Here is a 25,402-nt window from a genome sequence, read left to right as displayed (position 1 = left end):
CATTCAATCAAACCAGAAAGGCGCCCGCGTAAAACCGGTCGCCTTTTTTGCTGACTTCCCTTGCTTTTGATGGAAATTGAAATGACCGACCAGACTACCCGCCTGCCGATCCGCCGCGCCTTGATCAGCGTTTCCGACAAGACCGGGATCCTTGAATTCGCCAAGGAGCTTGAAGCCCTGGGCGTCGAGATCCTCTCCACCGGCGGAACGTTCAAGCTGCTGCGCGACAACGGTGTTGCCGCAGTGGAAGTCGCGGACTACACCGGTTTCGCAGAAATGATGGACGGTCGGGTGAAAACCCTGCACCCGAAAATCCACGGCGGGATCCTCGGTCGTCGCGGTATCGACGACGCCATCATGAACGAGCACGGCATCAAGCCGATCGATCTGGTTGCGGTCAACCTGTACCCGTTCGAAGCCACCATCAACAAGCCAGGCTGCGACCTGCCGACCGCCATCGAAAACATCGACATCGGCGGCCCGACCATGGTCCGCTCGGCAGCCAAGAACCACAAAGACGTGGCCATCGTGGTGAATGCCAGCGATTACGCCAACGTCCTGGAAAGCCTCAAGGCTGGCGGCCTGACCTATGCTCAGCGTTTCGACCTGATGCTCAAGGCCTTCGAACACACCGCCGCCTATGACGGCATGATCGCCAACTACATGGGCACCGTGAACCAGGCGGCTGAAACCCTCTCGACCTCCGGTCGCAGCGAATTCCCGCGCACCTTCAACAGCCAGTTCATCAAGGCCCAGGAAATGCGCTACGGCGAGAACCCGCACCAGAGTGCGGCGTTCTACGTTGAAGCCAAGCCTGCCGAAGTGGGCATTGCTACCGCGACCCAGCTGCAAGGCAAAGAGCTGTCGTTCAACAACGTGGCCGACACCGACGCCGCGCTGGAATGTGTGAAGAGCTTCGTCAAACCGGCCTGCGTGATCGTCAAGCATGCCAACCCGTGCGGCGTGGCCGTGAGCCCGGACGCTGAAGGCGGCATCCGTCAGGCCTACGAACTGGCCTACGCCACCGACACCGAATCGGCGTTCGGCGGTATCATCGCCTTCAACCGCGAGCTGGATGCTGAAACCGCCAAGGCCATCGTCGAGCGTCAGTTCGTCGAAGTGATCATCGCCCCGTCCGTCAGCGCAGAAGCTCGCGCTATCGTGGCAGCCAAAGCCAACGTGCGCCTGCTAGCCTGCGGCGAGTGGTCGACCGACCGCGTTCCGGCCTGGGACTACAAGCGCGTCAACGGTGGTTTGCTGGTGCAGAGCCGCGATATCGGCATGATTGGCAGCGAAGACCTGAAAGTGGTGACCAAGCGCGCGCCGACCGAACAGGAAATCAATGACCTGATCTTCGCCTGGAAAGTCGCCAAGTACGTTAAATCCAACGCCATCGTCTACGCCAAGAACCGTCAAACCATTGGTGTCGGCGCCGGCCAGATGAGCCGCGTGAACTCCGCGCGTATCGCCGCGATCAAGGCAGAACATGCCGGCCTGCAAGTGCAGGGCGCGGTCATGGCATCGGATGCATTCTTCCCGTTCCGTGACGGCATCGACAACGCGGCCAAGGTCGGCATCACCGCGGTGATCCAGCCAGGTGGCTCGATGCGTGACAACGAAGTGATTGCTGCTGCTGATGAAGCCGGCATCGCCATGGTATTCACCGGCATGCGCCACTTCCGTCACTGATTTGTTTGCTTGATCGTACCCACGCTCTGCGTGGGCACGCAGCCCGGGACGCTCCGCGTCCCTCGGACGCGGAGCGTCCGTTGAGGCATTCCCACGCGGAGCGTGGGAACGATCGGCCCCCACAGAATTAGCGTCATCCGAGGTTTTTGAAATGAATGTTTTGATCATTGGCAGCGGTGGCCGTGAACACGCCCTGGCCTGGAAAGTGGCTCAGGATCCGCGCGTGCAGAAAGTTTTCGTTGCCCCGGGCAACGCCGGCACCGCCATTGAAGCCAAGTGCGAGAACGTCGCTATCGACGTGTTGGCGCTTGAACAACTGGCTGACTTTGCCGAGAAGAACGTGTCCCTGACCATCGTCGGCCCGGAAGTGCCGCTGGTCGCCGGTGTTGTCGATCTGTTCCGCTCCCGTGGCCTGGATTGCTTCGGCCCGACCGCGGGCGCTGCTCAGCTGGAAGGCTCGAAAGCCTTCACCAAGGACTTCCTGGCGCGCCACAAGATCCCGACCGCCGACTACCAGAACTTCACCGAGATCGAGCCAGCCCTGGCTTATCTGCGTGAAAAAGGCGCACCTATCGTGATCAAGGCCGATGGCCTGGCCGCCGGTAAAGGCGTGATCGTGGCCATGACCCTGGGCGAAGCCGAAGACGCGGTGCGCGACATGCTCGCCGGCAACGCATTTGGCGACGCCGGTTCACGCGTGGTGATCGAAGAGTTCCTGGACGGCGAAGAAGCCAGCTTCATCGTCATGGTCGACGGCAAGAACGTATTGCCGATGGCCACCAGCCAGGACCACAAACGTGTCGGCGACGGCGATACCGGCCCGAACACCGGCGGCATGGGCGCTTACTCCCCGGCCCCGGTCGTCACGGCCGAAGTCCATCAGCGGGTCATGGACCTGGTGATCTGGCCGACCGTGCGGGGCATGGCCGAGGAAGGTAACGTCTACACCGGCTTCCTCTATGCCGGCCTGATGATCGACAAGGCTGGTAACCCAAAAGTCATCGAGTTCAACTGCCGTTTCGGCGATCCTGAGACCCAACCGGTGATGCTGCGTTTGCAGTCGAGCCTGGTGTTGCTGGTCGAAGCGGCCCTGGCGCAAGCGCTGGACAAGGTCGAAGCACAATGGGATCCACGTCCGAGCGTCGGTATTGTATTGGCCGCTGGCGGTTACCCGGGTGACTACGCCAAAGGCGTTGCCATCAACGGCCTGGATGCAGCCGCGACACTGGAAGGCAAAGTCTTCCATGCCGGTACTGCGCTCAAGGACGGTCAGGTGGTGACCGCCGGTGGTCGGGTGCTGTGCGCAACCGCCATGGGCACCAGCGTCGATGCAGCCCAGCAGCAGGCTTACAAACTGGCGGCTAAAATCGACTGGGAAGGCTGCTTCTACCGTAAGGACATTGGCTACCGCGCCATTGCCCGCGAGCGTGGCGAGAATCAGGAATAAGCCATCCATCCGGCCAGGCAAGGGCTTGCGGCCCTTGCCTGACTATTCCGGTGCCGCGCATAGTTATACTTTGGCATTAATCTACGAAGGGATTTCGCCGTGCGCTGGCTCAGGATTGCCATAGGCTTCACCGTCACTCTGCTGACCTTGCTCTGCATGCTCCCGGCCCAGGCCGCGCAAGGCAGTGGCTGGGCGGTATTGCTCGACGAACAGGGCGACCTGCAGCTGAGCGACATCCGCTCCAGCCGCTACACCAACCAATTCAGCCCCATTGAACTTGATCACCTCACCGCGGCCGCACCCGATGGCGCGCTATGGCTGCGTTTCAAGCTCGCGCCCGGCAAGCATGAACAGTTGCTGCGAGTGTTCGCACCGGACCTGGTGCACCTCAATCTGTATGTGCTCGACGGCGACCAGTTGATCGATCAATTGAATACCGGTACCGCGCAGCTCCAGGCTAAGCCCCCCCTCCCCAGCAGCGACTTCATGTTGCCGCTGCCACAAAGTGACAAAACCCTCGATGTCTACCTGCGACTGGTCTCCGAACACCAGTTCCGGCCTTACATCACGCTGCAATCGGCAGTCATGACCGCAGCCACTCAGTACCAGACGCTGATATACGGCTTGCTCTTTGGCTGCCTCGGGATGCTGATCCTGCACAACCTGACCCGTTACCTCTACACCCGCTCGCGCAGCAGCCTCTGGCTGGCAGCATGCGAAGGGCTGCTGATGCTCAGCCTGGTGTTGCTGCTGAACCTGGCCCGGCCATGGTTACCGAACTGGTCCTTCGTGCAAACACCCGGTGCCTACCTCGCCTTGCTGATGACCGCGCCTTGCGGCCTGATGTTCGCCTACCGTTTCTTCGCCCCGCTCGGTCCTCACCCGTTGAACAAGCTGCTGCTGGGGGACATTCTGTTCATCATGGTCTGCGGCCTGCTGTTGCTGTTCGTCAACACACTGCCGCTGAACCTGATTACGTATGGGCTGGTTGCTCTGGCCGGTCTGAGCATGTTGTTCGTCAGCGCCCATCACTGGCAAAAAGGTTATCGCCCGGCGCGTCTGTTCGTGGCGGCCATGGTGGTGTTCAACCTCGGCACATTGATTATTCTGCCGGCACTGCAGGGGCTGACCCTGGTCGCGCCACAAAGCCTGATCATTATTCTGCTGGTGTTTATCTGTATCAGTGGCCTGTTGATGAGTATTGCCTTGGGCGAGCGTCAGCGCAGCATCACCGAAGACCGTTTCAGCGTCAGTCGCGACCTGGCCGCCAGCAACGCCGAAATCAACGCCAAAGCCGAATTTCTGGCGAAGATCAGCCACGAAATCCGCACCCCGATGAATGGTGTGCTGGGCATGACCGAATTGCTGCTGGGCACACCGCTGTCGGTCAAGCAACGCGACTATGTACAGACCATCCATAGCGCCGGCAACGAGCTGCTGACACTGATCAACGAAATTCTCGACATCTCCAAACTCGAGTCCGGGCAGATCGAACTGGACGACGTGCAGTTCGACCTCAACGCCCTGATCGAAGATTGCCTGAGCATCTTCCGCGCCAAGGCTGAACAGCAGAACGTCGAGCTGATCAGCTTTATCCAGCCGCAGGTACCACGCGTCATCAGCGGAGACCCGACGCGCCTGCGCCAGACCCTGCTGAGCCTGCTGGAAAACGCCCTGAAGAAAACCGATGAAGGCGAGATCCTGATCGTTGTCGCCCTGGATGAACGCAGCGCCAAACCGCGGCTGCGCATCGCTGTGCAAGACAGCGGCCAGCCCATGGAGGCGGAAGAGCGCGACGCGTTGATGCATGCCGAACTGCACAGCAAACACTTCCTCTCGGCCACCAGCCTGGGGGGCAATCTTGGACTGGTTATCGCCCGTCAGCTGATCCGTTTGATGCAAGGCGAGTTCGGCATCAAGAGCGGCGCCAACCAGGGCAGCACTTTGTGGCTGACCCTGCCGCTGGACCCAGACCGTCTCGAACATCCGACCTCGGACCTGGACGGTCCGCTGCAAGGCGCACGCGTACTGGTCGTGGACGACAACGACACTTGTCGCAAGGTACTGGTGCAGCAGTGCAGCGCCTGGGGCCTGAATGTCAGTGCCGTGCCGTCCGGCAAGGAGGCCTTGGCGCTACTGCGCACCAAGGCCCACTTGCGCGATTACTTCGACGTGGTCCTGCTGGACCAGAACATGCCCGGCATGACCGGCATGCAACTGGCCGCCAAGATCAAGGAAGACCCGAGCCTGAACCATGACATTCTGCTGATCATGCTCACCGGCATCAGCAACGCCCCGAGCAAAATCATCGCGCGCAACTGCGGGATCAAGCGAATTCTCGCCAAACCGGTGGCCGGCTATACACTCAAGACTACGCTGGCGGACGAGCTGAACCAGCGCAATAAAGGCCTCTCCGTCTCGCAGCAGCTGCCCACCGGCCCTACCCTTCCGGTCAAGGTGCCCAGCGATTTCCGCATTCTGGTGGCCGAAGACAACAGCATCTCGACCAAGGTCATACGTGGCATGCTGGGCAAACTCAACCTGCAACCGGACACCGCCAGCAATGGCGAAGAAGCCCTTTTGGCGATGAAAGCCCAGCGCTACGACCTGGTGCTGATGGACTGTGAAATGCCGATCCTCGACGGTTTCTCCGCCACCCAGCAACTGCGTGCCTGGGAAGTCGGCAACCAGCGGATTCGCACCCCCGTGGTGGCGTTGACCGCACACATCCTCGCCGAGCACAAAGAGCGCGCGCGCCAGGCGGGCATGGACGGGCACATGGCCAAACCGGTCGAGCTGTCACAACTGCGCGACCTGATCGAGCATTGGGTTGCCCAACGTGATCAGCAGAATCGTACGGCTTCGACGTTCTGACGATGCAGTCCGGTGCCCGAAAGTGGTTTCAACAATCGGGCAGGACGTATCACTCCCCCATATCGACCTTCTCGACCACAAGCACCACGTTGTCCGCCAATCGATTCCCGAGCTTGTGGGTAATCGCCTCGCGGGATAACGCGTAGAGGGTTTCGGACAGATTCGCCCGTGCGTATCGTACGCACACCTGACCTTCTACTTCATCGACCTCAAAACGCTGCGACCACGGATTCAGGGTCAGCGCCTGCCTGGTCTTGAATTCGAGATAAATGCTGCTGATCGAGGTCGGGCTTTGCCCCACAATCGCCAGCAGGCGCACAGCCTTGAGCGGTAAACAAGGCCCTTGCATCTCCTCTTCGCAACGCTCCTCGGGCCATATCTGGATGGCAGGGACATAACACGGCAATTGCGCCGCATACGCCAGAAACCCGCCAAGAGCATGATCTTCACCACCGCTATTTGCCATTGCAGCCAAGGCCCATTCAAGCGCGGAAGAGGCGTTTAGCCCGTTGAGAGAAAAGTCCTGGCGAAACTTAAAGTTGCGGATCCAGAAATCATCCAGCACCGCAACATAAGCGTCATACCAGTTTTCAACTTTCATGCTTTCGATTTTTTTGTTGGCAACCAATTGCGCCAGCAGACTTGAATGTACGACATCATCATAAGCCGATATTTTTTCAATATCCGACAAAGCAACAACGGCGTTACCCACCGTCAACAAGCTGTATAACTGAGCCATAACAAACCCTCATTGAAAAAAGGACGACCGAGAAGCGGCCGCCCTTTTAAAACATTCGATCAGATGTCGTAATCTTCGATCTTGGTTTTCGCATTCAAACCAAGTTTTGCACGAATCGTGTCGCGGGTTTGCTCGACGATATAAGGCACTTTCCTGAAGACAGAGTCACCGCGATACAGCTTCACCTCGCGGGAGTCCCAATCCATGAACAGCACTTGCTTTGCGGTGTTCTTGCGGATGAAACGAACAGTACCCAATGCCATGGTGACTTCACCGTTGACTTCGGTGCAGGTGCCGGCCGCCATACCGCCCACACCGTGTTCCAGCATGTTGCGCTCATACAGGGTCAACGCGGTTTCACGTTTTTTCAATGCGGTGATTGCATCGCCCGCCACCTTCAGCATCAGGACGGAGGCCGAGCCAGGCACGGCAAGCCCGGCAACCACACTGCCAAGGATCTCCAGCACCAATTGATCCATCCGTACGGTGTTACCGCCGATGTTCATGTCGTTGTAGTACTTACTGGTCGGCAGCCAGCCTGCATGGGTCATGACTTCCAGGAACTGGTAATACCATTCCTTGCCCTGATACTCGTACGGGAACTTTTTGTTTGCGACCAGACTTGCGAATAGAAAAGCGTGTTGAACATCTTCCCGATTTTGTTCACTCAGGTTGCCGGTAAAGGACAAGATGCCCTCACCCACAATGGAACCTTTGCCGGGTTCATTGACAACCGGTATCGAAAAACTGCGAGGGCGCATAACTTCAGCGCCGTCCAGCTCATAATTTTCCAAACGATGAATACATTCGGCTACAGCGCAATCCTCGACACTATGAACATTCATTACCAATTCCTTATTAATTAAAACAGGCTCCTCTTGAACCCGCCAAACAACAATAACCAAAGACAGAAGAAACGCCAAACAAGAACATGTAACCTGTTGATATCAACATTTCGTCAACTAACAAACTTCAACCTCAACAACTTACATTTACCCCCCCCGGTTCCTCACGCCATCCCCCCAAACATTAAAGCGACTGATAGACTCCGTTCTGCCCATCTGCCGCTACGAGCCGAAATCATGCTCCACGTGTTGTTCAGCGTTTACCTGAAGATGCTGGTGCTCTACAGCCCGTTCTTCGTGTTGTCCTGCTTCATCAGCCTGACCCGCGGTTATTCGCGCAAGGAGCAGCGACGCCTGGCCTGGAAAGTAGCGGTCGCCACGCTGGTTTCCAGCGTTTTGCTATACCTGTTCGGGCGGGTCATATTCAATGTCTTCGGCATTACCGTAGACGCGTTCCGTATCGGTGCCGGCAGCGTGCTGTTCATCTCGGCACTCGGCATGGCTCAAGGCAAGTCAGCGGTGCAGACCGACAACGTGCAACAGGACGTGACCATCGTCCCGCTGACCATCCCCCTGACGGTCGGCCCCGGTACCATCGGAGCTCTGCTGGTCATGGGCGTGAGTCAGCCCCACTGGGACGACAAGCTGACCGCCATCCTCAGCATTGCGCTGGCCAGTTTCACCGTCGGCGTGGTGCTTTATCTGTCCAGCCGAATAGAACGGATTCTTGGCGATCAAGGCCTGCAGATTGTCAGCCGGTTGATGGGATTGTTCGTTTGTGCGCTGGCGGCACAGATTATTTTTACCGGGGTGAAGGGCTATCTGGTTCCCTGAACCGACAGGCAAAAAGGCAGCAAGTTGTATCAACCTGCTGCCTTTTTTCGGCCAGGACGTAATCGCAGACAACTGCCGGTGATTAAACCACCAGACTCGTTTCCAACTCAGCAATCGACACGCTCAGCAGCTCTTTGAGCGTTGCACTGTCATGCGTGCTCTGCCGAGCGACCAACCTCTGCACCAATGTTGAAACGCTATAAGGTCGATGCCCTTCGAACCCGAGCAAGACTTCGCCTCGCAAGTTGACATCCGTCGCATACACCTCACGAAAGATCACATTGTGCCCGCTGTCCGGATCAATGATCACCAAGTGTTCCTGGACGATGCTCAGCAACAACTTTTCAGGGGCATCCAGCTCCCAGATCAACTTGCCGGGAATCGGCGCCGCGCTGCCCAGCGAATGCCGGCAGTCGAGGATGACCGATTCGAGCCTCAGCCAGGCCGCCTTTGACAGTTGGTAACTCACCGCGCCTTGCCCCATGCGCAGGATCAGGGTCGTGACATCGTCCGGTATCAGCGGCAGGACATCGCCGATCTTCATCTGGCCTTCAATGACCAATACCTCGGCATCGCGCTGGACATAACTGAGTGGTCCCGCATGCCCCATGCCCGGGTAAGTCAGCAGTAATCCGTCCTTGTCTTCATGAAGCAACACGTTGGTTTGTTGTTGCGTTCCCAGCAGCTCAAAGGACTCCGGAATCGCAGCCTTTGCCACCCGAATCACACGCTCGGTCCCGGCGACGAACCACATCAGGCTACCGGGTTCCTCCACCGACAGCAGCGCAGTATGAGGCTGGCTGTCCACCAGTTGTTTGAGGCCCTCGTGCATTCGGCCATCCTGAGCAATGACCCACTCACGAGTGACACCGGTAATCCATGCCGGTTCTTGATCACGCAGCTCGACCATCACGCCGTCGAACGTTGTGCCTCGCAGTCCCGCCACTTCTACCGTCAGCTCGACAAACTGCCAGGGCGCCCACTCACGCTGCGCGGCGGGTAACGCGTCCGCCAAGAGCAATCGCGCCCCCTGACCGAATGCGGGCTCCAGTTTCTGCGGATCGATAAATGCCTGACGATAGACCTCGCCGCTCGAGACATCGAACAACCAGGCCGCCTCGCTATCCGGGGTTACGCTCAGTAAACGCACCTCCTTTCCATGTCCGAGATCAGCCAGCAGCAACCGATTGCCGACGTACCAGGCGCACAAACTCGCGTCGCCACTGAAGTTGGTCAAGCCGACAAGGGCAAAACGCTCGGCCGCGTGTTGCCGGGCAAGCGGTTCCAATGCGGACCACCAATGCACACGATCCTTGAGCCACGGTTCACTCAAGCCTCCCAACTCAAGGTATCCCTGGCCAGTCACGTTGAAGAACAGACCATCAGACGTCAGCGCCACGTTCCCACCTTCAACAGTCACGACATTCTCCAGCTTCTCGGGCTGCACCCACGTATGGGACCACTGTCCTTTGCCCCCCACCACGGTGCGCGACTTGCGGCATAGCAGCTGTTCTAGTCTGTCGTAGATGACAAATACATCGCCCTCGTCCATCGGTGTGAGCAGCGTCAGATCAGTCATGTTGCTGATTGAGTCGGCCCATCCGCGGCCATGATGAAGTCTTGAGGAGGGACGAATGATCAAGTGGTCACTGTCACGAACCCAGGCCATGTCCCGTGTGTTCGCTTCGAACTTCCAGCAAACCGAAACAAAGGGGGCCGGCTGCCAGTCGACGGTGACAAAGGTGCTTTCGCCAGTGACTGGCGTAAAGGGGTAATAGCTGCCCAGTACCTGCGACCAGTCAGTCAGTGTGTCGCTGGCACTGAAGACCGATTCCAGCGTCCGATCCATGTCGCGGGTGACCGAGCTCAGCAACAATTGCCCATCATGGATCATGTAGGCCAGTACATCGCTGGCCTGATCCTCGCGAGCGACTTCCTGTATGACGTGAATCACCCCCCGGGCATCTGCCTCGATGTGCTTGATGGTGGCTTCCGTATTTTTAAGCAGCAACCGATAACGATGAGTGAGCAGCCCGGTGACCACCTCGACTTGCCAGATCTCGTAATTCTGCGGTTCGTAGAAATAGGCGTAGCCACCAGCCACCACTCCCAGCAGCGCTTCATCAGCGGCCAGTACCTCCTCGTTACGGATGTACAGGAAGCGCTCCTCCTTCGCGTCATACCAAGCGGTGGTATATCGGGGTTCATCCGGCTTCTCGAAGGGAATCAGATAGTGATGAACCGGCGTATACGGCATCACCAGACGATGCTCTTGAGCCAATACTTTGAAATGCTCCTGCAGCGTCTGTCGATCCATGCCTGGTGGCACATCCTGCTCGACAAGGGTGAGGGTCTGTTTGCCGCGCTCAACCTGGAACACTTGATTGTCCGTGATCCGGACCAGGATTTCGTGACGACCTTTTCCTGCGAATTCCACCTGAACGTCACCGATAAACAATGCCCCGAAACGCTCCAGCCGAATATCGCTCTGACTGGCCCAAGAGGCCTCCAGCACCCAGCTCGATAGCTGCAGGCTCGGCGACTCGAGTGTCAGATTCACTCCAGGATTGAGCACCAATGCACAGTGCTTACCGGCGCCTTGAATCTGATAAGTGACTTTCCCGTGCCAGATCGGGGGAAGAACAGGCACTACCAGCGAGCGCTCGACGGCATCGAGCAGCACGTTGATCACTGTTGGCCGATAGACAGGGAACAGGCGATAAAGGATGTAATCACTGGGAAATGAATAGAAGGAAAACAGAAACAGCCGCCCCCCATCCGCTTTCTTTTTCTCCAGACGCCGAGCCGTGTCGAACCCGGTGTCATGGCGCAGCGTAGCGAAAGGCAGCGCCTTGTACTCGTAGCCATAACAGGTTTGCGGTGTGCAAGGCAGCACGATGGCCTGTCCGGCGGGCGGAGTGAAGGTTATACGACCGGGCAGGCCCAGTTCTTGACGAATATCGATCGCCCGCTCGTAATCGTCATCAAAGGTCGGCACCCCGAAATGATCGCGTAACGGGTAAAGCCTGGGGCTGTCGAGCAGCAATTTGCCGGCGTTCAGATCCAGCGTCTGAACAATCAACGACGAGCGCGGTATCCACGCGGTCAAAGCGTTGTCGAATCGATAGGCTTGGCGATAAGCCTTTTCAACTTCATCGAAAAACAGCCCGACCTGTTTGGCTTCTTCGGCGATGGCGGCAAAACCCTGAGCCAGTGCCGTTACCCCCACTGCCAACCCGGCCAGCATCACAGCGGCCCCACCCAGAAACGCCCCGGCAGTTGTGACGCCGACGGCATAAGCGCCTGCCGACAACACCAGACTGGCCGAGTCGAAAGCCAGTTGCGTCCCAAACTGCGCCCGCTCGACATCGTTCTGCGCGGTCGTCAACTGGTAGATGTCGAACCCGACATTCGCCAGCTGCAGCAATCCTCCGCTCGCTTCGCCCACACTCGGCCCCACAGCGGCTTTAACCACCGGAGCGACAGTACGGGCAATCAGTTTCTCTTCCACCAGCGCCTGTCGAACCAGGCCTACCAGACCCGCCACATCGACCACATTGCCATGCACCAACTGCGCGTAATTGACATAGGCATGCAACCGGACAGCCAGGGTCAGGGACCGATCGGGTCCTTCCTGTTCCCTCAACGCGTTCATCAGCGCTTGTATGGCGAAGCCAGCGTTCAGGGTATGGACACTACCAACATCGGTAGGATCGACAGGATCGCCCGGAACGGATGATTGATTGGCCAAGGCTGCAAAACGTTCCGAGAGGTAATTTTTTATGCGCAAGAGTCTCGGGTCATCGGTGAAGACTCGTACCACGTGCTCAGGGTTTGCAGGGTCGACCAAGCTCATCCGGTACATCCCGTCGGGCATGATCTCCAGGGTTTCGAACAACGGTACAAGGTGGGGTGCCAGCTGATTCTGCTGCTGAAGGCGGGTCGTCACTTGCGCGATCTGTTGCCCCCACCCGTGACTGTCCAGCGCCAGCAGACAACTGCCCAGGCGAGGGTTACTCATCAATGATTGTCCGCGGGCACTGGCCAGACGCTGCCTGACAGGGCGTTGCGGCTGTCCCGCCAACGTGCCGGGTTGCAGCAGTTGCGAGACAGAAGTTGAGCCAGGCAATGCCACTCTCGACACCCGCGAGCCTTCCAGCTCGATCAGATCGAAGGTCGGACGCGCCGCATCGCCATAGGCCGCGTAATGCCTGGCCATCTTCTGCCGGAGGAAGAACTGTTCCAACGCCTGTCTGAACTGGGTCGGATGCTCGAACTCGAATACGCCAAAATTCGGATCATAGAAGTGATAAGTGCTGCGTTCGCCCTCAACGGTTTTGGCCACCAGCATGGCGTGATTATCGGAGTTGAGCATCAGCGTACTGGTGGCTGTTCTGGCTTGCAGAATGTCCACAACCTGACTCAGATCCGAACGCCCCAGCACGCTGCCCACCTCACTGATCTGCACATCCCGCAACGCCTCCAGGCTGTGCAGAAAGATCGCTGAATCACTCCCTTGCGGCTCGATTACCCCCAGGTAGAATCGCTCGCGCAGAATGTTGGCCGCGGCCTTCCCCTCCGACAAGGCTGCCGCCATCACCAGGGCCAGTGGATAACAACGCCCACCCACCCTGTCACCGGAGCCCTGAAGCAATAAATCCTGCGGGACAAGCTTGACGGTGCCCGCTTCGAAACCGTCCAGAACAACACCGAGGCGCTCGACAATCTGGTCACGGTATTCGAGTTTCGCCACCTGCTGGATTCGGGCCACTTGCTTGCCCCACCGGCGCAGCGTCAAAGGTTGCTCAAGCGCGTTTTTCTTCAGCCCCAGGGCGGTTTCGGAAAGCGCTGGCGGATGATCGAGAGGGCTGACAAGCCCGGCCAGAAACCCGGGAGCCTGGCGTTGATACAGCGCGTGTTCGATCGTCGCGTAGCGGCCCGCCGCGCCTAGTTCGCTGAAGCTGTTGGCCAGGTTATCCAGCTGCGGACGAACCGTGTCGAAGCTGTGATTATCCAATGCCTGCGCACCGGTCAAGGCGCCGAGCAGCAGACGCTGCAAGGGGCTCAACTGAGCGACTTCGAGGCTACCCTTGGCGAGTCGGCTCAAGAGTTCATCGATAGGCAACTGTTGTGTCTGCGGATCGCTCAATGATGCAGGCGGCAGCGCATCGGGGCTTTGAGCGAGGATCGATTGGCGGTCATCGAAGCTCAGGGATACAGCCTTGTCGAAGGTCACCGTACCGTTATGGCTACGACTCATTGTCCGCATGAACGGCTCGCCCAGCTCATCGGCCAGATGCTGCAACAGCTCGGTGGACAGCACATGTCGGCCCTCGATTACCGGCCAGCCTTCCTCAAAATCAATGCTCTGGTGTTTGAGCAGTTCCGCCATGTTTCCTGTGTAGCGGGCTTTCAGTTCGCCATCGGTCCAGCGTTTTTTTTCCGCTTCGAACCAGACCTCCGTATTTTCAGCGTTTTCTTTCCATGAGTGGTCCGTCTCCTCCTCTGTAGCGTTGTTGAACCCAGTGTGCAACCGTACCGCATCCCGAAATTCAACAGCGCCACCCGGCGTCAAAAGCTTGCTTTCGTAGTCCATTAGACCGGCCCGTACAGCTCCCGGCCCTGTCAGGAATATCGAGCCCTGGGCTTGGGGACGGATGCCGTCACTGAAGTAATCGGCGCCCCCCCTACACAAGTTACTGGCCCGATAATCATCGCTGCCGGATTTTTGGTCGAAGATATCGAATTCGTCCCTGAGTACTTCCTCCGTTAGCTCATAAATGCCATTGGCATCGTAGAGTTTGATTTTGCGCTTGTCGGCCTCGAGCTCAACCGCTAGCAGTACATGCAGGTGGATCTCGAAGCGCTCGATAATGGCTTCCAGCGCCGCCGACCCGGGATGGCTAATAATCAGCGCATTGGACTCGCCATTGTCGATCATCGCCAACTGCAAACTGTCGGGCCGAACATTGCGATTCTCGAATGGAACAAACACCTGTTCTAACGAAGGTGCGCTTTTGGCAAATCTTTCCAGCGCATCGCGATGCGCCGCCGGGATTTGCCCAGAGTAGTCGGTGTAACGACTGCGCAGCGTCTGGCGACCCGGTATCCAGTGAGGATTGTGGTCCAGCAATAGTTGCAAGACACCTAGCCGTGCGTCGAGCTTTAGTTGGTTAACGTCAATACCAGCCAGGTTCTGAGCAAGCGGCGGCAAGAAATCCACGTCGTTGTAGATGCCGCCCTCGCCATGTTCCACCAGCACCCGCACAATGTCCGAAGCGGCGGCGAGATTGCCGCGCAAGGACATTTCACGGTTATAGAAATCCTCCAGTCGCGAGAATGCTCGGAGTTCATGAACATCGCGCAACCGCATACCCTCTTCATTGAGGTTGGCCATGAGTTGAGCGTTTTTATCCCTCAACGCACGCAGGGTTACCTCGTCCTGACCGTAGCCGCGAACCAGCAAGTCCATTCGCGCCTCATCAGCACTGTTACCGCGTTCGGTCGCCTGATTGATGTGCATGTACATCTGGCGCTTCAACGCAGTGGCTCGCTCTTCATACCGATCGGCCAAATCATGGCCGGAGGCAACCCGTCCTTCGCCGGACAGCACATCAGCCTTTGCTGCCTCGACAATGATTCGATTGGTTTCGTGAACCAGTAACCCATCGCTGTCATACCAGACATTCAGCCCGTAGCCTTCCTTGGCCATCACCTGCTTCCAAACATTGATGTAGTCGCGCTGAATCGCCCCGACGCCACCCCCAAGCCAGACGAAATGCAGATTCTTCGGCACTTCGGTGGCAGGTGTCTTCAGTTGCTCAAGGCTGTTGTGCAGGCGCGCTTCGAATCCCTCTACTTTGTTGTAGATTTGCGCCAATTCATCAGCCTCGGTACCACCATTCAAAGGTGGCTCCGACTCTGCCGCGCGGCGCCGGCGGCTACCTCCCTCCAAAGCCCCCAATGCTTGTTTTAGCAGCCCTAACGGCTCCAACAGTTGTGGAGAACCCAGCGAATCGATACAACCCAAGTAATAGCGAAACACCGCGTCATATTGATCGGTGCCCTTATATGATATTAATGCCTGCTCAAGATCCACTCGCTTGAACAAATCCACAAAATTGACGTAGCCATCCGTCAACGAGAACTTAGACTCACTCATAAACAACACTTCCATTTATCGTATATAAAAAAGCCGAAACCGACTCTAGACAATGATAATTCCACAAGGGCACTCAGGCACCCGGGCATTTAACCTGTTATAAATAAAGCGAAGAAAGCGCCGCCGTTCCAAGACGGGCATCGAGCATCAATACATTTAGAGGTATATCGCCGAAGCGTCACACAACCTCTTTAAAATCGACCAACACCAATAAAGCACACGTTAAAACTAACCCGACACTCAATACCGCTCAACCAACAAGGAATTCAATTAATTACAAAACAAACATTACATCCAACGTTACAGACTTATGCACTTTTACTCGTTTAGTCATGACTCACAAGCCAAAATACTGGAAAGCCCTTTATAGGCCGGACCTCAGAACAAGCGCCTGAAATAATGATTCGTCACACCCTGAAAAATCCGGAAATCAAAGTAGAACGTCCTACAAAGCAGAATAAAAATTCTTCGTGGCAGGTAACAAAATCCCACTCAAACAACCGAACAGGCTTACACGCACAAATGCCGAAACAATCGAGAGAAATAACCGGACTGAGGTGATGAAGGCGGCCCGGGCGGGCCGCCAGATTTCAGCAGAGGGGTTTGCTGCCATACCAGCGCGGCGTGTACACCCAGTCACCGCCTTCGGCGCGGGGGAACACGCAAGTGGTGGACGAGCCGATCAGCACCATGGTGCGCATGTCCACTTGCTCCGGCGTGAGCGCGCCGAGTGTAGTGGTCCGCAGCGTCTGACCGGGCCGACCGATATCACGTCCCAGCACCACCGGGGTTTCAGGGGTACGGTGCTGTGCCACGATCTCCAGCGCACGGCCCAGCTGCCATGGCCGCGAGCGGGAGATCGGGTTGTAGAAGGCCAGCGCCAGATCGGCTTCGGCGGCCAGGTCAAGACGCTTTTCGATGATCGACCACGGCTTGAGGTTGTCCGACAGGGACATCACGCAGAAGTCATGCCCCAACGGCGCACCGGCCTGAGCGGCCGTCGCCAGTGAAGCGGAAACCCCCGGCAGAATCTCCAGATCGACGCTGTGCCAGGCCGGGTCAGTCGACTCGTGCAAGGCTTCCAGCACGGCGGCGGCCATGGCGAACACGCCGGGATCACCGGACGAGACCACGATCACCGACCGCCCCTGGGCCGCCAGTTCGAAGGCGTGACGGGCACGCTGCATCTCTTCGCGGTTGTCGGTGCAGTGCAGCACTTGATCCGGGCGAAACGGGCCGGCCATGCGCACATAGGTTTCGTAACCGAGCACATCAGTGGCTCTGGCCAGTTCAGCCTTCACCGCAGGCACCATCAATTCGGCAGCGCCCGGGCCCAGGCCGATCACCGCCAGTCGACCGCGTGGCTGGCCGATCTGCGCAACGTTCAGCGGCTGTTCGACGATTGCCAGCGCCAGGTTCGCGTCGATCGGGATAATCGTCGCGCCGGGAATAGCCTCGCGAGCCAACTCGCTGGCATCGCTGGCAGCCGACGCAAAACGCAGCGGCACACCCAACTCAAGCGCCGCTTCGCGCAACGTCGAGTTGGCCATCTCAGTGACCGGCGCCAGCAAGCACGCCAGCGATTGAACGGCGACTCGCGCCTGACGTAGCGCCGCGCGAATCGCCTGGGGCAAATCCGCCACACTGGCGCTGACCGCCAACAACACACTGCGCGGGTAGATCAACAGTTCATTGGCGGCCGGCGTCCGTTCGGCGCTGCCGACATGGATCGACAAATGAGCCTCGGGATCCTGCGGTAACTGTGCTTGCGCCAACCAGGGCGCAGCGCCTTCGATGCGCACGTGTTCGCCAGCCAGCAAGTCCGAGACAAAGCGCTTGCCCAGCTCCAGATCGCCCAAGGCATAGCCGCTGGGGGGATTGAGCAGGCACGTGCCGAAACGCAGCTCACCGCTGGTGGTAATCGCCGCCGCGACGTCGAGGCCGGCGGCAATCTCGCGCGCCATGACATTCACCCCACCGAGGCCGCCGAGCAGCGGCACCACGGCGCTGCCGTCTTCGGCCACGGCCAGCACCGGTGGCTCAGCACCTTTTTCCAGCAGCAACGGCGCCAGGGTGCGGATCACAATCCCGGCGGCGCACAGCGCGATGATCGGCGTGTCCTGTTGATAAAGCTCGCGCAGGGTCGCGCCGAACTCGTGATAAACAAGGTCCGCGCCATCGACCCGTTCGGCCAATCCATGGATCAATGCGCCCGGATACACCTGCTGAATTTTGCGTGCGGTCGCGAGGCTGCCATTACCGAGGATGACAATCGCCGGAGCGGAATGGGCCATCAGCCTTGCCACCTTTCACCAGGAACGATGATCAGCGAGAAATAAGGCGAGGACATCGGCTCGACCTGATCCAGCGGCACGATTTTCTGATTGGCCATGGTCGCGCGTTCCACGTACAGCGCACGCTCGGCCAGACCGAGTTCTTCGAGCACCTGACGGACCTTGGGAAAATTGCGCCCCAGTTTCATGATCACCGCGGCATCGGCATCGGCCAGCCGACGCTTGAGGTCTTCGTGGGGCAACACCCCCGACAACACCGACAGGCTCTGATTGCGATACACCAGCGGCGCACCGAGTACCGACGCACCGCCGAGCATCGAGCAGACGCCCGGCACCACTTCGGCTTCATAGCGTTCGGCCAGACGATCGTGCAGGTACATGTAAGAGCCGTAGAAGAACGGATCGCCTTCGCAAATCACCGCCACGTCACGGCCGGCGTCCAGATGCGCAGCGAGTTGTTCGCCAGCCGCATCGTAGAAATCGCTGATCACTTGTTCGTACGACAACGGCGCCGGCAGCGCTTCAGTGGTCACCGGGTAAACCAGCGGCAACAAGGTTTGTGCGTCCTGCAGGTGCGCTTCGATGATGCCGAAGGCGTTGCCCTTTTTGCCCTTGGCGACGAAGTACGCCACCACTGGCGATTCGCGCAACAGGCGCAAGGCTTTGACGGTAATCAGTTCCGGATCACCGGGGCCGACACCCAGGCCGATCAAACGTCCAGGTTGCTGCATCATTCGATCTCCGTAGCAAGGGCGTTGACGGCGGCGGCGGCCATGGCGCTACCGCCCAACCGGCCTTGCATGATGACAAAGGGCACGCCACGGCTGTCCGCCGCGAGCATCGCCTTGGATTCTGCGGCGCCGACGAAGCCCACCGGGAAGCCAAGGATCAGCGCCGGTTTCGGGGCGCCGGCGTCGAGCATTTCCAACAGATAAAACAGTGCGGTCGGCGCATTGCCGATCACCACCACGCTGCCTTCCAGGTGCGGGCGCCACAGTTCCAGCGCGGCGGCGGAACGGGTATTGCCCAACTCACGGGCAAGGTCCGGCACGCTGTCATCGCGCAGGGTGCAAATCACCGGATTGTTGGCCGGCAAACGCGCGCGGGTCACGCCTTCGCTGACCATCCGCGCGTCGCACAGAATCGGCGCGCCAGCCGCCAGCGCATCACGCCCGGCCTTGCCTGCGCCTGCGGAAAATTGCAGCCCGTCGATGGCCTCGACCATGCCGCAGGCGTGGATCACCCGCACCGCGAGTTTCTCCAGATCGGCCGGGATGCGCTCGAGGTTGGCCTCGGCGCGAATGATCGCGAAGGAGTTGCGATAGATCTCCTGACCGTCGCGGATGTAATCAAGCATCAAGGGAACTCCGTGGGCGGGCGTCGAGCAAGGCGCCGACCGCTTCAATAGTAAGATTGCGTGCGTGCAGGGCGCCGAAGCCCGGCTGCCCCGCATCGCGAAAATAGAGGTCGTAATAACCGGGGGCGACGGCCAGTAACGTGACCGGCACCCCATGGGCGGCGGCGCAGGAACGCTGGCAACCGGACAAATGCACTGTTTGATCGTGGCGTTGCAACAGCGCAGCCAATTGCAAGGCGTCGCTCTTGGTATCGGCCAGGCCTTTACCGCAGCCAGCAGAACCAGTGCAGGCGATCAATCGTGACAAGGGCTGATCGGGTTCACACAGCAGGCCCAGTTGTTCCAGACGTCGAACGACTTCGGGCGCCCGTTCTTTTCCAACAGTGGGTAGCAACAGACTTTGCCATGGGGTGAAACGCAGGCTCCCGTCGCCGCACTCGCGCGCCAGTTGCGCCGCGCCTCTGAGCATGACGGGATCGAGCCGCCCCAAAGGAGGTACGGCACCGATATAGACATATTCGGTTCCAGCCTGCGGATGAGCGCCGATGTGCAGAGCATCCGGAGTCAACGAGCGCCGCCAATCCGTGATCGACTTCAAGGGCACACGCTCGGCCAGGCGAGCGAGAAAATCCGCGGCCGGGATTTCGGCCAGCACATGACGCATCCGTGTTTGATCGGGCCGCGCCAAATCGAGAAACAACTCCAGCACTGCAACGACCAACGCGTGTCCTTGCTCAAGTGACACTGAACCTGCGGGCGTGTCCGTGGGGCAACCCGCCAGACCGAATGCCAGCAACTGTTCGCCCTCTCGCTCAGCAGCAGACAACCACAAATCATGGGGGTGTTCGAGCATCGCCAACGCCTCGCCGCCGTCGAGTTGCACGGCAAACTTGGCGCTGAGCTCGTGGAAGCGTTCGTGGCTTTGCAGGGTGGCGAGAATCTGTTCAGCCAGCGGGCGCGTGTCGAACAGCATATGCCGATCAATCCCGGCGCTCGGGCTGAGCATCAGGTTGCGCACATCGTCGCCAGCGGCGGTACGCGGGCCCAATCCGGCGGCGAGCAGGCTGTCGATCAGTGCCGTCTGCTCGCTACCGATCCCGCGAATCTGCAGATTGGCCCGGTTGGTCGCCTCGATCACGCCCTCGGCAAACCGTTCGGCCGCGCTGGCCACCGCTTCAGCCTGGGCAGTGTTGATCGAGCCGCCGTTCAATTTGATCCGACAGATGCCGCCATCCAGTGCCTGGACGATACGCAGCAACCCCGGGCAGGCCGAGGGGCGTAAAGCGGTGGACATCGGGCGTTCGTTCAAAGGGGTGACCGGCTGGCTGGCAGCGCTGTGGTGGGCGAAAGGTCGCCATTATGCCTGCTTTGCCCGAGCGCATGAAAATGCCTGCCGGTCGGAAACCGCCAAGGCTACAAATTACGCAGCCTGGCGCTGTTCAGAGTTCGTACTCTTCGAGCTTGAAAGGGATCTCGCGAAGGGCCTGCTCAACGCTCGCTCGATGGGCATCCATCGCCCGGCGCTTGATCACCAGTTTTCTGGCGCGAATATCCAGTTGCGACATCGGCTGATGGATCTGCCAAAACAGATAGGTGGTATTGAGGACCATCTTGATAAACCGGATGTGACTGAGCACCACAACCAACTCGCCGCTGGCGTTATAACTGATCGGCAAAATATGCGAGTTGAACGTCTTGCCACTCAGGGCCGTAAACTTTTTCAGGATCGCCGCATCGTTTTCCAGCGCTGCAAGTCCTGCTTCAACTTGTGCCAGTTGGGAACGCGCGAGCAACGGCGCCGCCAACTTTCGCCATGCCTCCTGCACGCTTCCGGAGAATTCGCGCTGGACCAGAACGACGGGCTGTTCCTCAAGATTCCAGCCAAATGACCAGAGAATGCCGGCAAAGTGATCGAACCATTCAGCAGGCTGGGTACTGCTGTTGTAAAGTTCGTCCGCCTTGATCTGCGCGAGTAGAACGCAGTTCTTTACAAAATGGTTGTCGGCTGCAGTCTGACCCCCGATGCCTGTGAACAACATATTGTTCACAGCGATTGCATTGCTGCGGATGTTATCTGTGTTTGAATTGATATCCATATCTCTCCTGCCAACCTGGCAATCATTAAAAAGTAAAATGTTTCGTCGTTAAATCAGAACTTTCATTAAGCCCGACTTAAGCTGGAGCCAAACTAGCAAAAACACGCATTAAGCAAACCGCTTTTGCACAACATTAAGTTTCCGCTATCGGTTAAACATTCTCCGACAACCGACCCGCGTCAGATACCGGCAGCCGCGTTATCATGCCGCCCTTGAGATCAACCCTGGATTAAGGAACGGCATGACACCCTGGCTAACGGTTGTGGGAATCGGTGAAGACGGCTTCAAGGGCCTGGGCAAGAATGCCCGGCGCGCCCTGATGGCCGCCTCGCGGATCATCGGCGGCCAGCGCCAACTGGACTTGCTGCCGGTGTGCATTCGCGGCGAACGCCAGCTCTGGCCCAGTCCGTTTACCCTTGAGCCGTTACTGGCGCTGCGTGGCGAGCCGGTTTGTGTACTGGCCAGCGGCGACCCGATGTTCTTTGGCGTCGGCGCCAGCCTTGCGCGGCAACTGCCCGGCGCGGAAATGCTGATCCTGCCCGCCCCGTCCTCCGTGTCACTGGCGGCCGCTCGCCTGGGCTGGCCGTTGCAGGACGTGGTAACACTGTCGGTGGTCGCCCGCCCCGTCGCCGCACTCTACGCCCATCTGTTCAGCGGTATGCGCTTGCTGGTGTTGAGCAACGACGGCCAGACTCCGGCGGCCATCGCGGCATTGCTGCGCGAGCGCGGTTTCGGGCCGAGTCGCCTCACCGTGCTGGAACATCTGGGCGGCGACGCCGAACGACGCATCGAGGGTGTCGCCAACGACTGGAACGACCCGGTGATCGCCGATCTGAACCTGATCGCCATCGAATGCATCGCCGAACCGAACACGCCACGCCTGTCCCGACTCGCCGGGTTGCCAGACTCTGCCTTCAAGCACGACGGCCAACTGACCAAACGCGATGTGCGCGCCATTACCCTCGCGCGCCTGGCCCCGATTCCCGGCGAACTGCTGTGGGACGTCGGCGCCGGCAGCGGTTCGATCGGCATCGAGTGGATGCGTGCTCATCCGAGTTGCCGGGCACTGGCCATCGAAGCGGATGAAGGGCGGCAGTTGTTGATCGAACACAACCGCGATGCCTTGGGCGTACCCGGTCTGCAATTGATTCGCGGCAGCGCGCCCCAAGCCCTGACCGGACTCGAACGCCCCGACGCGATTTTCATCGGTGGCGGCGTCACCCGCGAAGGCGTACTCGACACTTGCTGGGCGCAACTCAAACCCGGTGGTCGACTGGTGGCCAACGCCGTCACCCTGCAAAGTGAAGTGACCTTGATGGCCTGGCGCGAACGGCATGGCGGTGAACTGACCCGCATCCATGTCGCTCAGGCGCAGCCGCTGGGCGAGTTCGACACCTGGCGTCAGGCGCTGCCGATTACTTTGCTGGACGTGACGAAGCCCCTCGATGCGTGACGAAACCGCCGAACAACCCGCCCCGCTGCGCAGCGGCCTGACCACTGGCAGCTGCGCCACCGCCACCAGCCTCGCGGCGGCACGCCTGCTGCTCAGTGGCGTGGAAGCAGACGCCGTCGAGATCATTCTGCCCAAAGGCAAACGGGTGCAAATGCGCCTGGAATTCTGTCGGTTGATGAACGACGGCGCCGAAGCCGGAACGATCAAGGACGCCGGCGACGATCCGGACGTGACCCACGGCGCCCTGCTCTTTTCCCAGGTGCGCTTGCACTGTGAGCCGGGCATTCGCTTCAGCGCCGGTCGTGGGGTGGGCACCGTCACCCGACCAGGGTTGGTGCTGAACGTCGGCGAACCGGCGATCAACCCGGTGCCGCGCAAGATGATCAGCGAGCACCTGACGCTGCTGGCCGAAGAACTGGATTATCAGGGCGGCTTCGAGGTCACGGTGAACGTCGAGGGCGGCGAAGCCCTGGCACTGAAAACCATGAACCCGCGACTGGGAATTCTCGGCGGCCTGTCGATCCTCGGCACCAGCGGCATCGTCCGGCCATTCTCCTGCGCGGCCTACATCGCCTCGATCCACCAGGGCATCGACGTTGCCAAAACCAACGGTTTCCTGCACATCGCCGCGTGCACCGGCAACGCCAGCGAAGACACCATGCGCCGGGTCTACGACTTGCCGGAAATCGCCCTGATCGAAATGGGCGACTTCGTCGGCGCGGTACTCAAGCACTTGCGCAAAGTACCTGTGGATAAACTCAGCCTGTGCGGCGGGTTCGGCAAGATCAGCAAACTGGCGGCCGGGCACATGGATTTGCACAGTCGGCATTCAAGCATCGACCTGCCGCAACTGGCCGAATGGGCAGCAGCGGTCGGCGCCGATGAGACGTTGCAACAGGCGATCCGCGAAGCCAATACCAGTCAGCAGGCATTGGCCATGGCCAGCGCTGCCGGGATCGCGCTCGGCGACGCGGTGTGTCAGCACGCTCTGAACTTTGCCCGCAGCGTGGTGCCGGCGCAGGTTCAGGTCGAAGTATTCGCCATCGATCGCCAGGGCGGGATTGTCGGCCATGCAGGAGTTTTTCCATGAAGCGCGTGTTGTTGCTCGGCGGCGTCACTGAGGCCCTGGCCATCGCCCGAACCCTGGGGCCGGAACACATCTATAGCCTGGCCGGTGTCGGTCGCGTGCCGACGGATCTGGACTGCCAGGTTCGGGTTGGCGGCTATGGCGGCGCTGAAGGTCTGGCGCAGTTCATTCGCGATGAAGGCATCGACCTGCTGCTGGATGCGACCCATCCCTACGCGGCCCAAATCAGCCAGAACGCCGCGACCGCCGCGCAATTGAGTGGCATTGCATGCTGGGCCCTGCGGCGTCCGGCCTGGCAACCACAAGCCGGGGATGACTGGCGCGAAGTCAGCGATTGGGCCGAATTGATCGAAGCGTTGAAACCGTTCCGGCGACCGCTGTTTACCCTCGGTCGCGAACCGCTGCAGCACCTGCACGAAATCCCGCCGGAGCAATTCTGGACGTTGCGTGCGTTGGACGCTTATCCCGGGAATGAGCGCTGCGAGGTGATTGGCGCGCGTGGGCCGTTTCTGATCGAGGATGAACGCGAGCTGTTCGAACGGCGGCAGATCGATGTGCTGATCAGCAAGAACAGCGGCAGCACCGCCACCGAGCCGAAACTGGAAGTGGCGCGGGAACGCGGAGTGCCGGTGCTGGTGTTGAAGCGGCCGGTGTTGCCTGGGGTTGAGCGGGAGTTTTGGGCGGTGGATGACGTCTTGGCGGCTTTGTCAGTGTCAGACATTTCCTGAACCTGCACGAGCTTGCGACTTTGCCGACAACTTTCCAGGAGAGGACCGACTGTTCCCGGCAAGCGCTTCAACTCTATATTCGATTCCCCTGATCCTAGCTAGCAACACCACCCATGCCACTCATGGGTAAGGCCTCCCATTGGGCCGAGAAAAGTGTGGCTTGCCAACTTGTATCCCAAGGAATACGATCCAATATGATCGACTTCGAACGATCTCGTGCGTTTGCCGATTGGCTCGACTCACTGAGGGACATCATCGGTAAAGCTCGCATTATCGCCAGGCTCAGAGCTGCCGAACACGGTAATTTCGGTGATTGTGAACCCATAGGCGAGGCTGTTTATGAAATGCGTGTTCATTACGGCCCCGGCTACAGGATGTATTTCACTCGTCGAGGGGCAGTGGTCTATCTGCTGCTGGTGGGCGGTGACAAGTCGACTCAAAAGCGAGATATCAAGCGCGCTCTTCAAATGGCGCAAAACATCGGTAATGAGGAGTAAGTCATGGCCGAACAATTCACCCGATTCGACGCCGCCGAGTTTCTCAAAACACCAGAAGAAATGGCCGCTTACCTGGACGCCTGCTTTGAAGAAGATGCAGGTGACGGAGTTCTCATACGTGCCGCACTCAACGACATAGCGCGTGCAAAAGGCATGACACAGATTGCCCGTGATGCCGGGCTGGGTCGTGAGAGTCTCTACAAAGCATTGGGCAGCACTGGCAACCCGGAATTCGCGACTATCATGAAAGTGATGAAAGCATTAGGCCTGCGGTTGCATGCCAGCGCTCTCTGATTGCAC

The 25,402-nt window shown here is 59.1% G+C and carries 17 protein-coding genes; 9 read left to right on the top strand and 8 right to left on the bottom strand.

Features of this window, described 5'->3' with window-relative positions; all coding sequences use genetic code 11:
- The first annotated feature begins 81 nt into the window (after window positions 1-81).
- The 3 genes from purH to ACZ9IM_RS26490 all read left to right on the top strand — a co-directional run bounded on the left by purH (window position 82) and on the right by ACZ9IM_RS26490 (window position 6,010).
- Complete coding sequence (gene purH / locus ACZ9IM_RS26500) at window positions 82-1,689, top strand: bifunctional phosphoribosylaminoimidazolecarboxamide formyltransferase/IMP cyclohydrolase (RefSeq protein ID WP_427627931.1); 1,608 nt, start codon at window positions 82-84, stop codon at window positions 1,687-1,689.
- A 151-nt stretch (window positions 1,690-1,840) separates the two neighbouring features.
- Window positions 1,841-3,136, top strand: coding sequence for a phosphoribosylamine--glycine ligase (purD, locus tag ACZ9IM_RS26495; RefSeq protein ID WP_123500880.1), 1,296 nt, complete (start codon window positions 1,841-1,843; stop codon window positions 3,134-3,136).
- A 99-nt stretch (window positions 3,137-3,235) separates the two neighbouring features.
- The gene (locus tag ACZ9IM_RS26490; protein ID WP_476225405.1) at window positions 3,236-6,010 is read left to right on the top strand and encodes a hybrid sensor histidine kinase/response regulator; all 2,775 of its coding nucleotides are present in this window, start codon (window positions 3,236-3,238) and stop codon (window positions 6,008-6,010) included.
- Window positions 6,011-6,059: 49 nt separating this feature from the next.
- Here the strand turns inward: ACZ9IM_RS26490 and ACZ9IM_RS26485 are convergent, their stop codons facing one another.
- A complete protein-coding gene (locus tag ACZ9IM_RS26485; protein ID WP_476225404.1) occupies window positions 6,060-6,749 on the bottom strand; it encodes a hypothetical protein in 690 nt (229 codons plus the stop codon).
- Between the two features lie 59 nt (window positions 6,750-6,808).
- The gene (locus ACZ9IM_RS26480) at window positions 6,809-7,594 is read right to left on the bottom strand and encodes a hypothetical protein (RefSeq protein WP_427627938.1); all 786 of its coding nucleotides are present in this window, start codon (window positions 7,592-7,594) and stop codon (window positions 6,809-6,811) included.
- A 237-nt stretch (window positions 7,595-7,831) separates the two neighbouring features.
- Between ACZ9IM_RS26480 and ACZ9IM_RS26475 the strand changes: the two genes are divergently transcribed.
- Window positions 7,832-8,428, top strand: coding sequence for a MarC family protein (locus ACZ9IM_RS26475; protein WP_476225403.1), 597 nt, complete (start codon window positions 7,832-7,834; stop codon window positions 8,426-8,428).
- A gap of 82 nt (window positions 8,429-8,510) precedes the next feature.
- Here ACZ9IM_RS26475 and ACZ9IM_RS26470 read toward each other — a convergent pair whose 3' ends face one another.
- The 6 genes from ACZ9IM_RS26470 to ACZ9IM_RS26445 form a co-directional block, all read right to left on the bottom strand.
- Window positions 8,511-15,590 (bottom strand): TcdA/TcdB pore-forming domain-containing protein, encoded by a 7,080-nt coding sequence (locus ACZ9IM_RS26470; RefSeq protein WP_476225402.1) that lies wholly within the window; start codon window positions 15,588-15,590, stop codon window positions 8,511-8,513.
- Window positions 15,591-16,180: 590 nt separating this feature from the next.
- The gene (cobJ, locus tag ACZ9IM_RS26465; protein WP_427627401.1) at window positions 16,181-17,884 is read right to left on the bottom strand and encodes a precorrin-3B C(17)-methyltransferase; all 1,704 of its coding nucleotides are present in this window, start codon (window positions 17,882-17,884) and stop codon (window positions 16,181-16,183) included.
- A complete protein-coding gene (locus ACZ9IM_RS26460) occupies window positions 17,884-18,615 on the bottom strand; it encodes a precorrin-2 C(20)-methyltransferase (RefSeq protein ID WP_030128260.1) in 732 nt (243 codons plus the stop codon). Before ACZ9IM_RS26460 ends, cobJ begins: the two co-directional genes overlap by 1 nt.
- Window positions 18,615-19,241 carry a precorrin-8X methylmutase gene (locus ACZ9IM_RS26455; protein WP_427627399.1) on the bottom strand — a complete coding sequence of 209 codons (627 nt, stop codon included), beginning with the start codon at window positions 19,239-19,241 and terminating at the stop codon, window positions 18,615-18,617. Before ACZ9IM_RS26455 ends, ACZ9IM_RS26460 begins: the two co-directional genes overlap by 1 nt.
- Window positions 19,234-20,535: a precorrin-3B synthase gene (gene cobG / locus ACZ9IM_RS26450; RefSeq protein ID WP_476225401.1), complete on the bottom strand. Its 1,302-nt coding sequence runs from the start codon at window positions 20,533-20,535 to the stop codon at window positions 19,234-19,236. Before cobG ends, ACZ9IM_RS26455 begins: the two co-directional genes overlap by 8 nt.
- Before the next feature lie 145 nt (window positions 20,536-20,680).
- The gene (locus ACZ9IM_RS26445) at window positions 20,681-21,337 is read right to left on the bottom strand and encodes a hypothetical protein (RefSeq protein ID WP_427627395.1); all 657 of its coding nucleotides are present in this window, start codon (window positions 21,335-21,337) and stop codon (window positions 20,681-20,683) included.
- A gap of 241 nt (window positions 21,338-21,578) precedes the next feature.
- Between ACZ9IM_RS26445 and cbiE the strand changes: the two genes are divergently transcribed.
- The 5 genes from cbiE (at window position 21,579) to ACZ9IM_RS26420 (ending at window position 25,396) form a co-directional block, all read left to right on the top strand.
- Window positions 21,579-22,790: a precorrin-6y C5,15-methyltransferase (decarboxylating) subunit CbiE gene (gene cbiE / locus ACZ9IM_RS26440; RefSeq protein WP_476225399.1), complete on the top strand. Its 1,212-nt coding sequence runs from the start codon at window positions 21,579-21,581 to the stop codon at window positions 22,788-22,790.
- Window positions 22,783-23,880 carry a cobalt-precorrin-5B (C(1))-methyltransferase gene (locus tag ACZ9IM_RS26435; RefSeq protein WP_476225398.1) on the top strand — a complete coding sequence of 366 codons (1,098 nt, stop codon included), beginning with the start codon at window positions 22,783-22,785 and terminating at the stop codon, window positions 23,878-23,880. The genes cbiE and ACZ9IM_RS26435 overlap by 8 nt, the downstream gene beginning before the upstream one ends.
- Window positions 23,877-24,605: a cobalt-precorrin-6A reductase gene (locus tag ACZ9IM_RS26430; protein WP_476225397.1), complete on the top strand. Its 729-nt coding sequence runs from the start codon at window positions 23,877-23,879 to the stop codon at window positions 24,603-24,605. The genes ACZ9IM_RS26435 and ACZ9IM_RS26430 overlap by 4 nt, the downstream gene beginning before the upstream one ends.
- Window positions 24,606-24,799: 194 nt before the next feature.
- On the top strand, window positions 24,800-25,102 hold the full coding sequence (locus tag ACZ9IM_RS26425) for a type II toxin-antitoxin system RelE/ParE family toxin (RefSeq protein ID WP_008011206.1): 303 nt from the start codon (window positions 24,800-24,802) through the stop codon (window positions 25,100-25,102).
- 3 nt (window positions 25,103-25,105) lie between these two features.
- The gene (locus tag ACZ9IM_RS26420) at window positions 25,106-25,396 is read left to right on the top strand and encodes an addiction module antidote protein (protein WP_074873403.1); all 291 of its coding nucleotides are present in this window, start codon (window positions 25,106-25,108) and stop codon (window positions 25,394-25,396) included.
- Window positions 25,397-25,402: the final 6 nt, after the last annotated feature.

It is taken from the genome of Pseudomonas sp. TE12508, from assembly GCF_056279485.1.
Note: the sequence above shows the minus strand (reverse complement) of the source record. Positions and strands in the feature narration are given on the sequence as shown.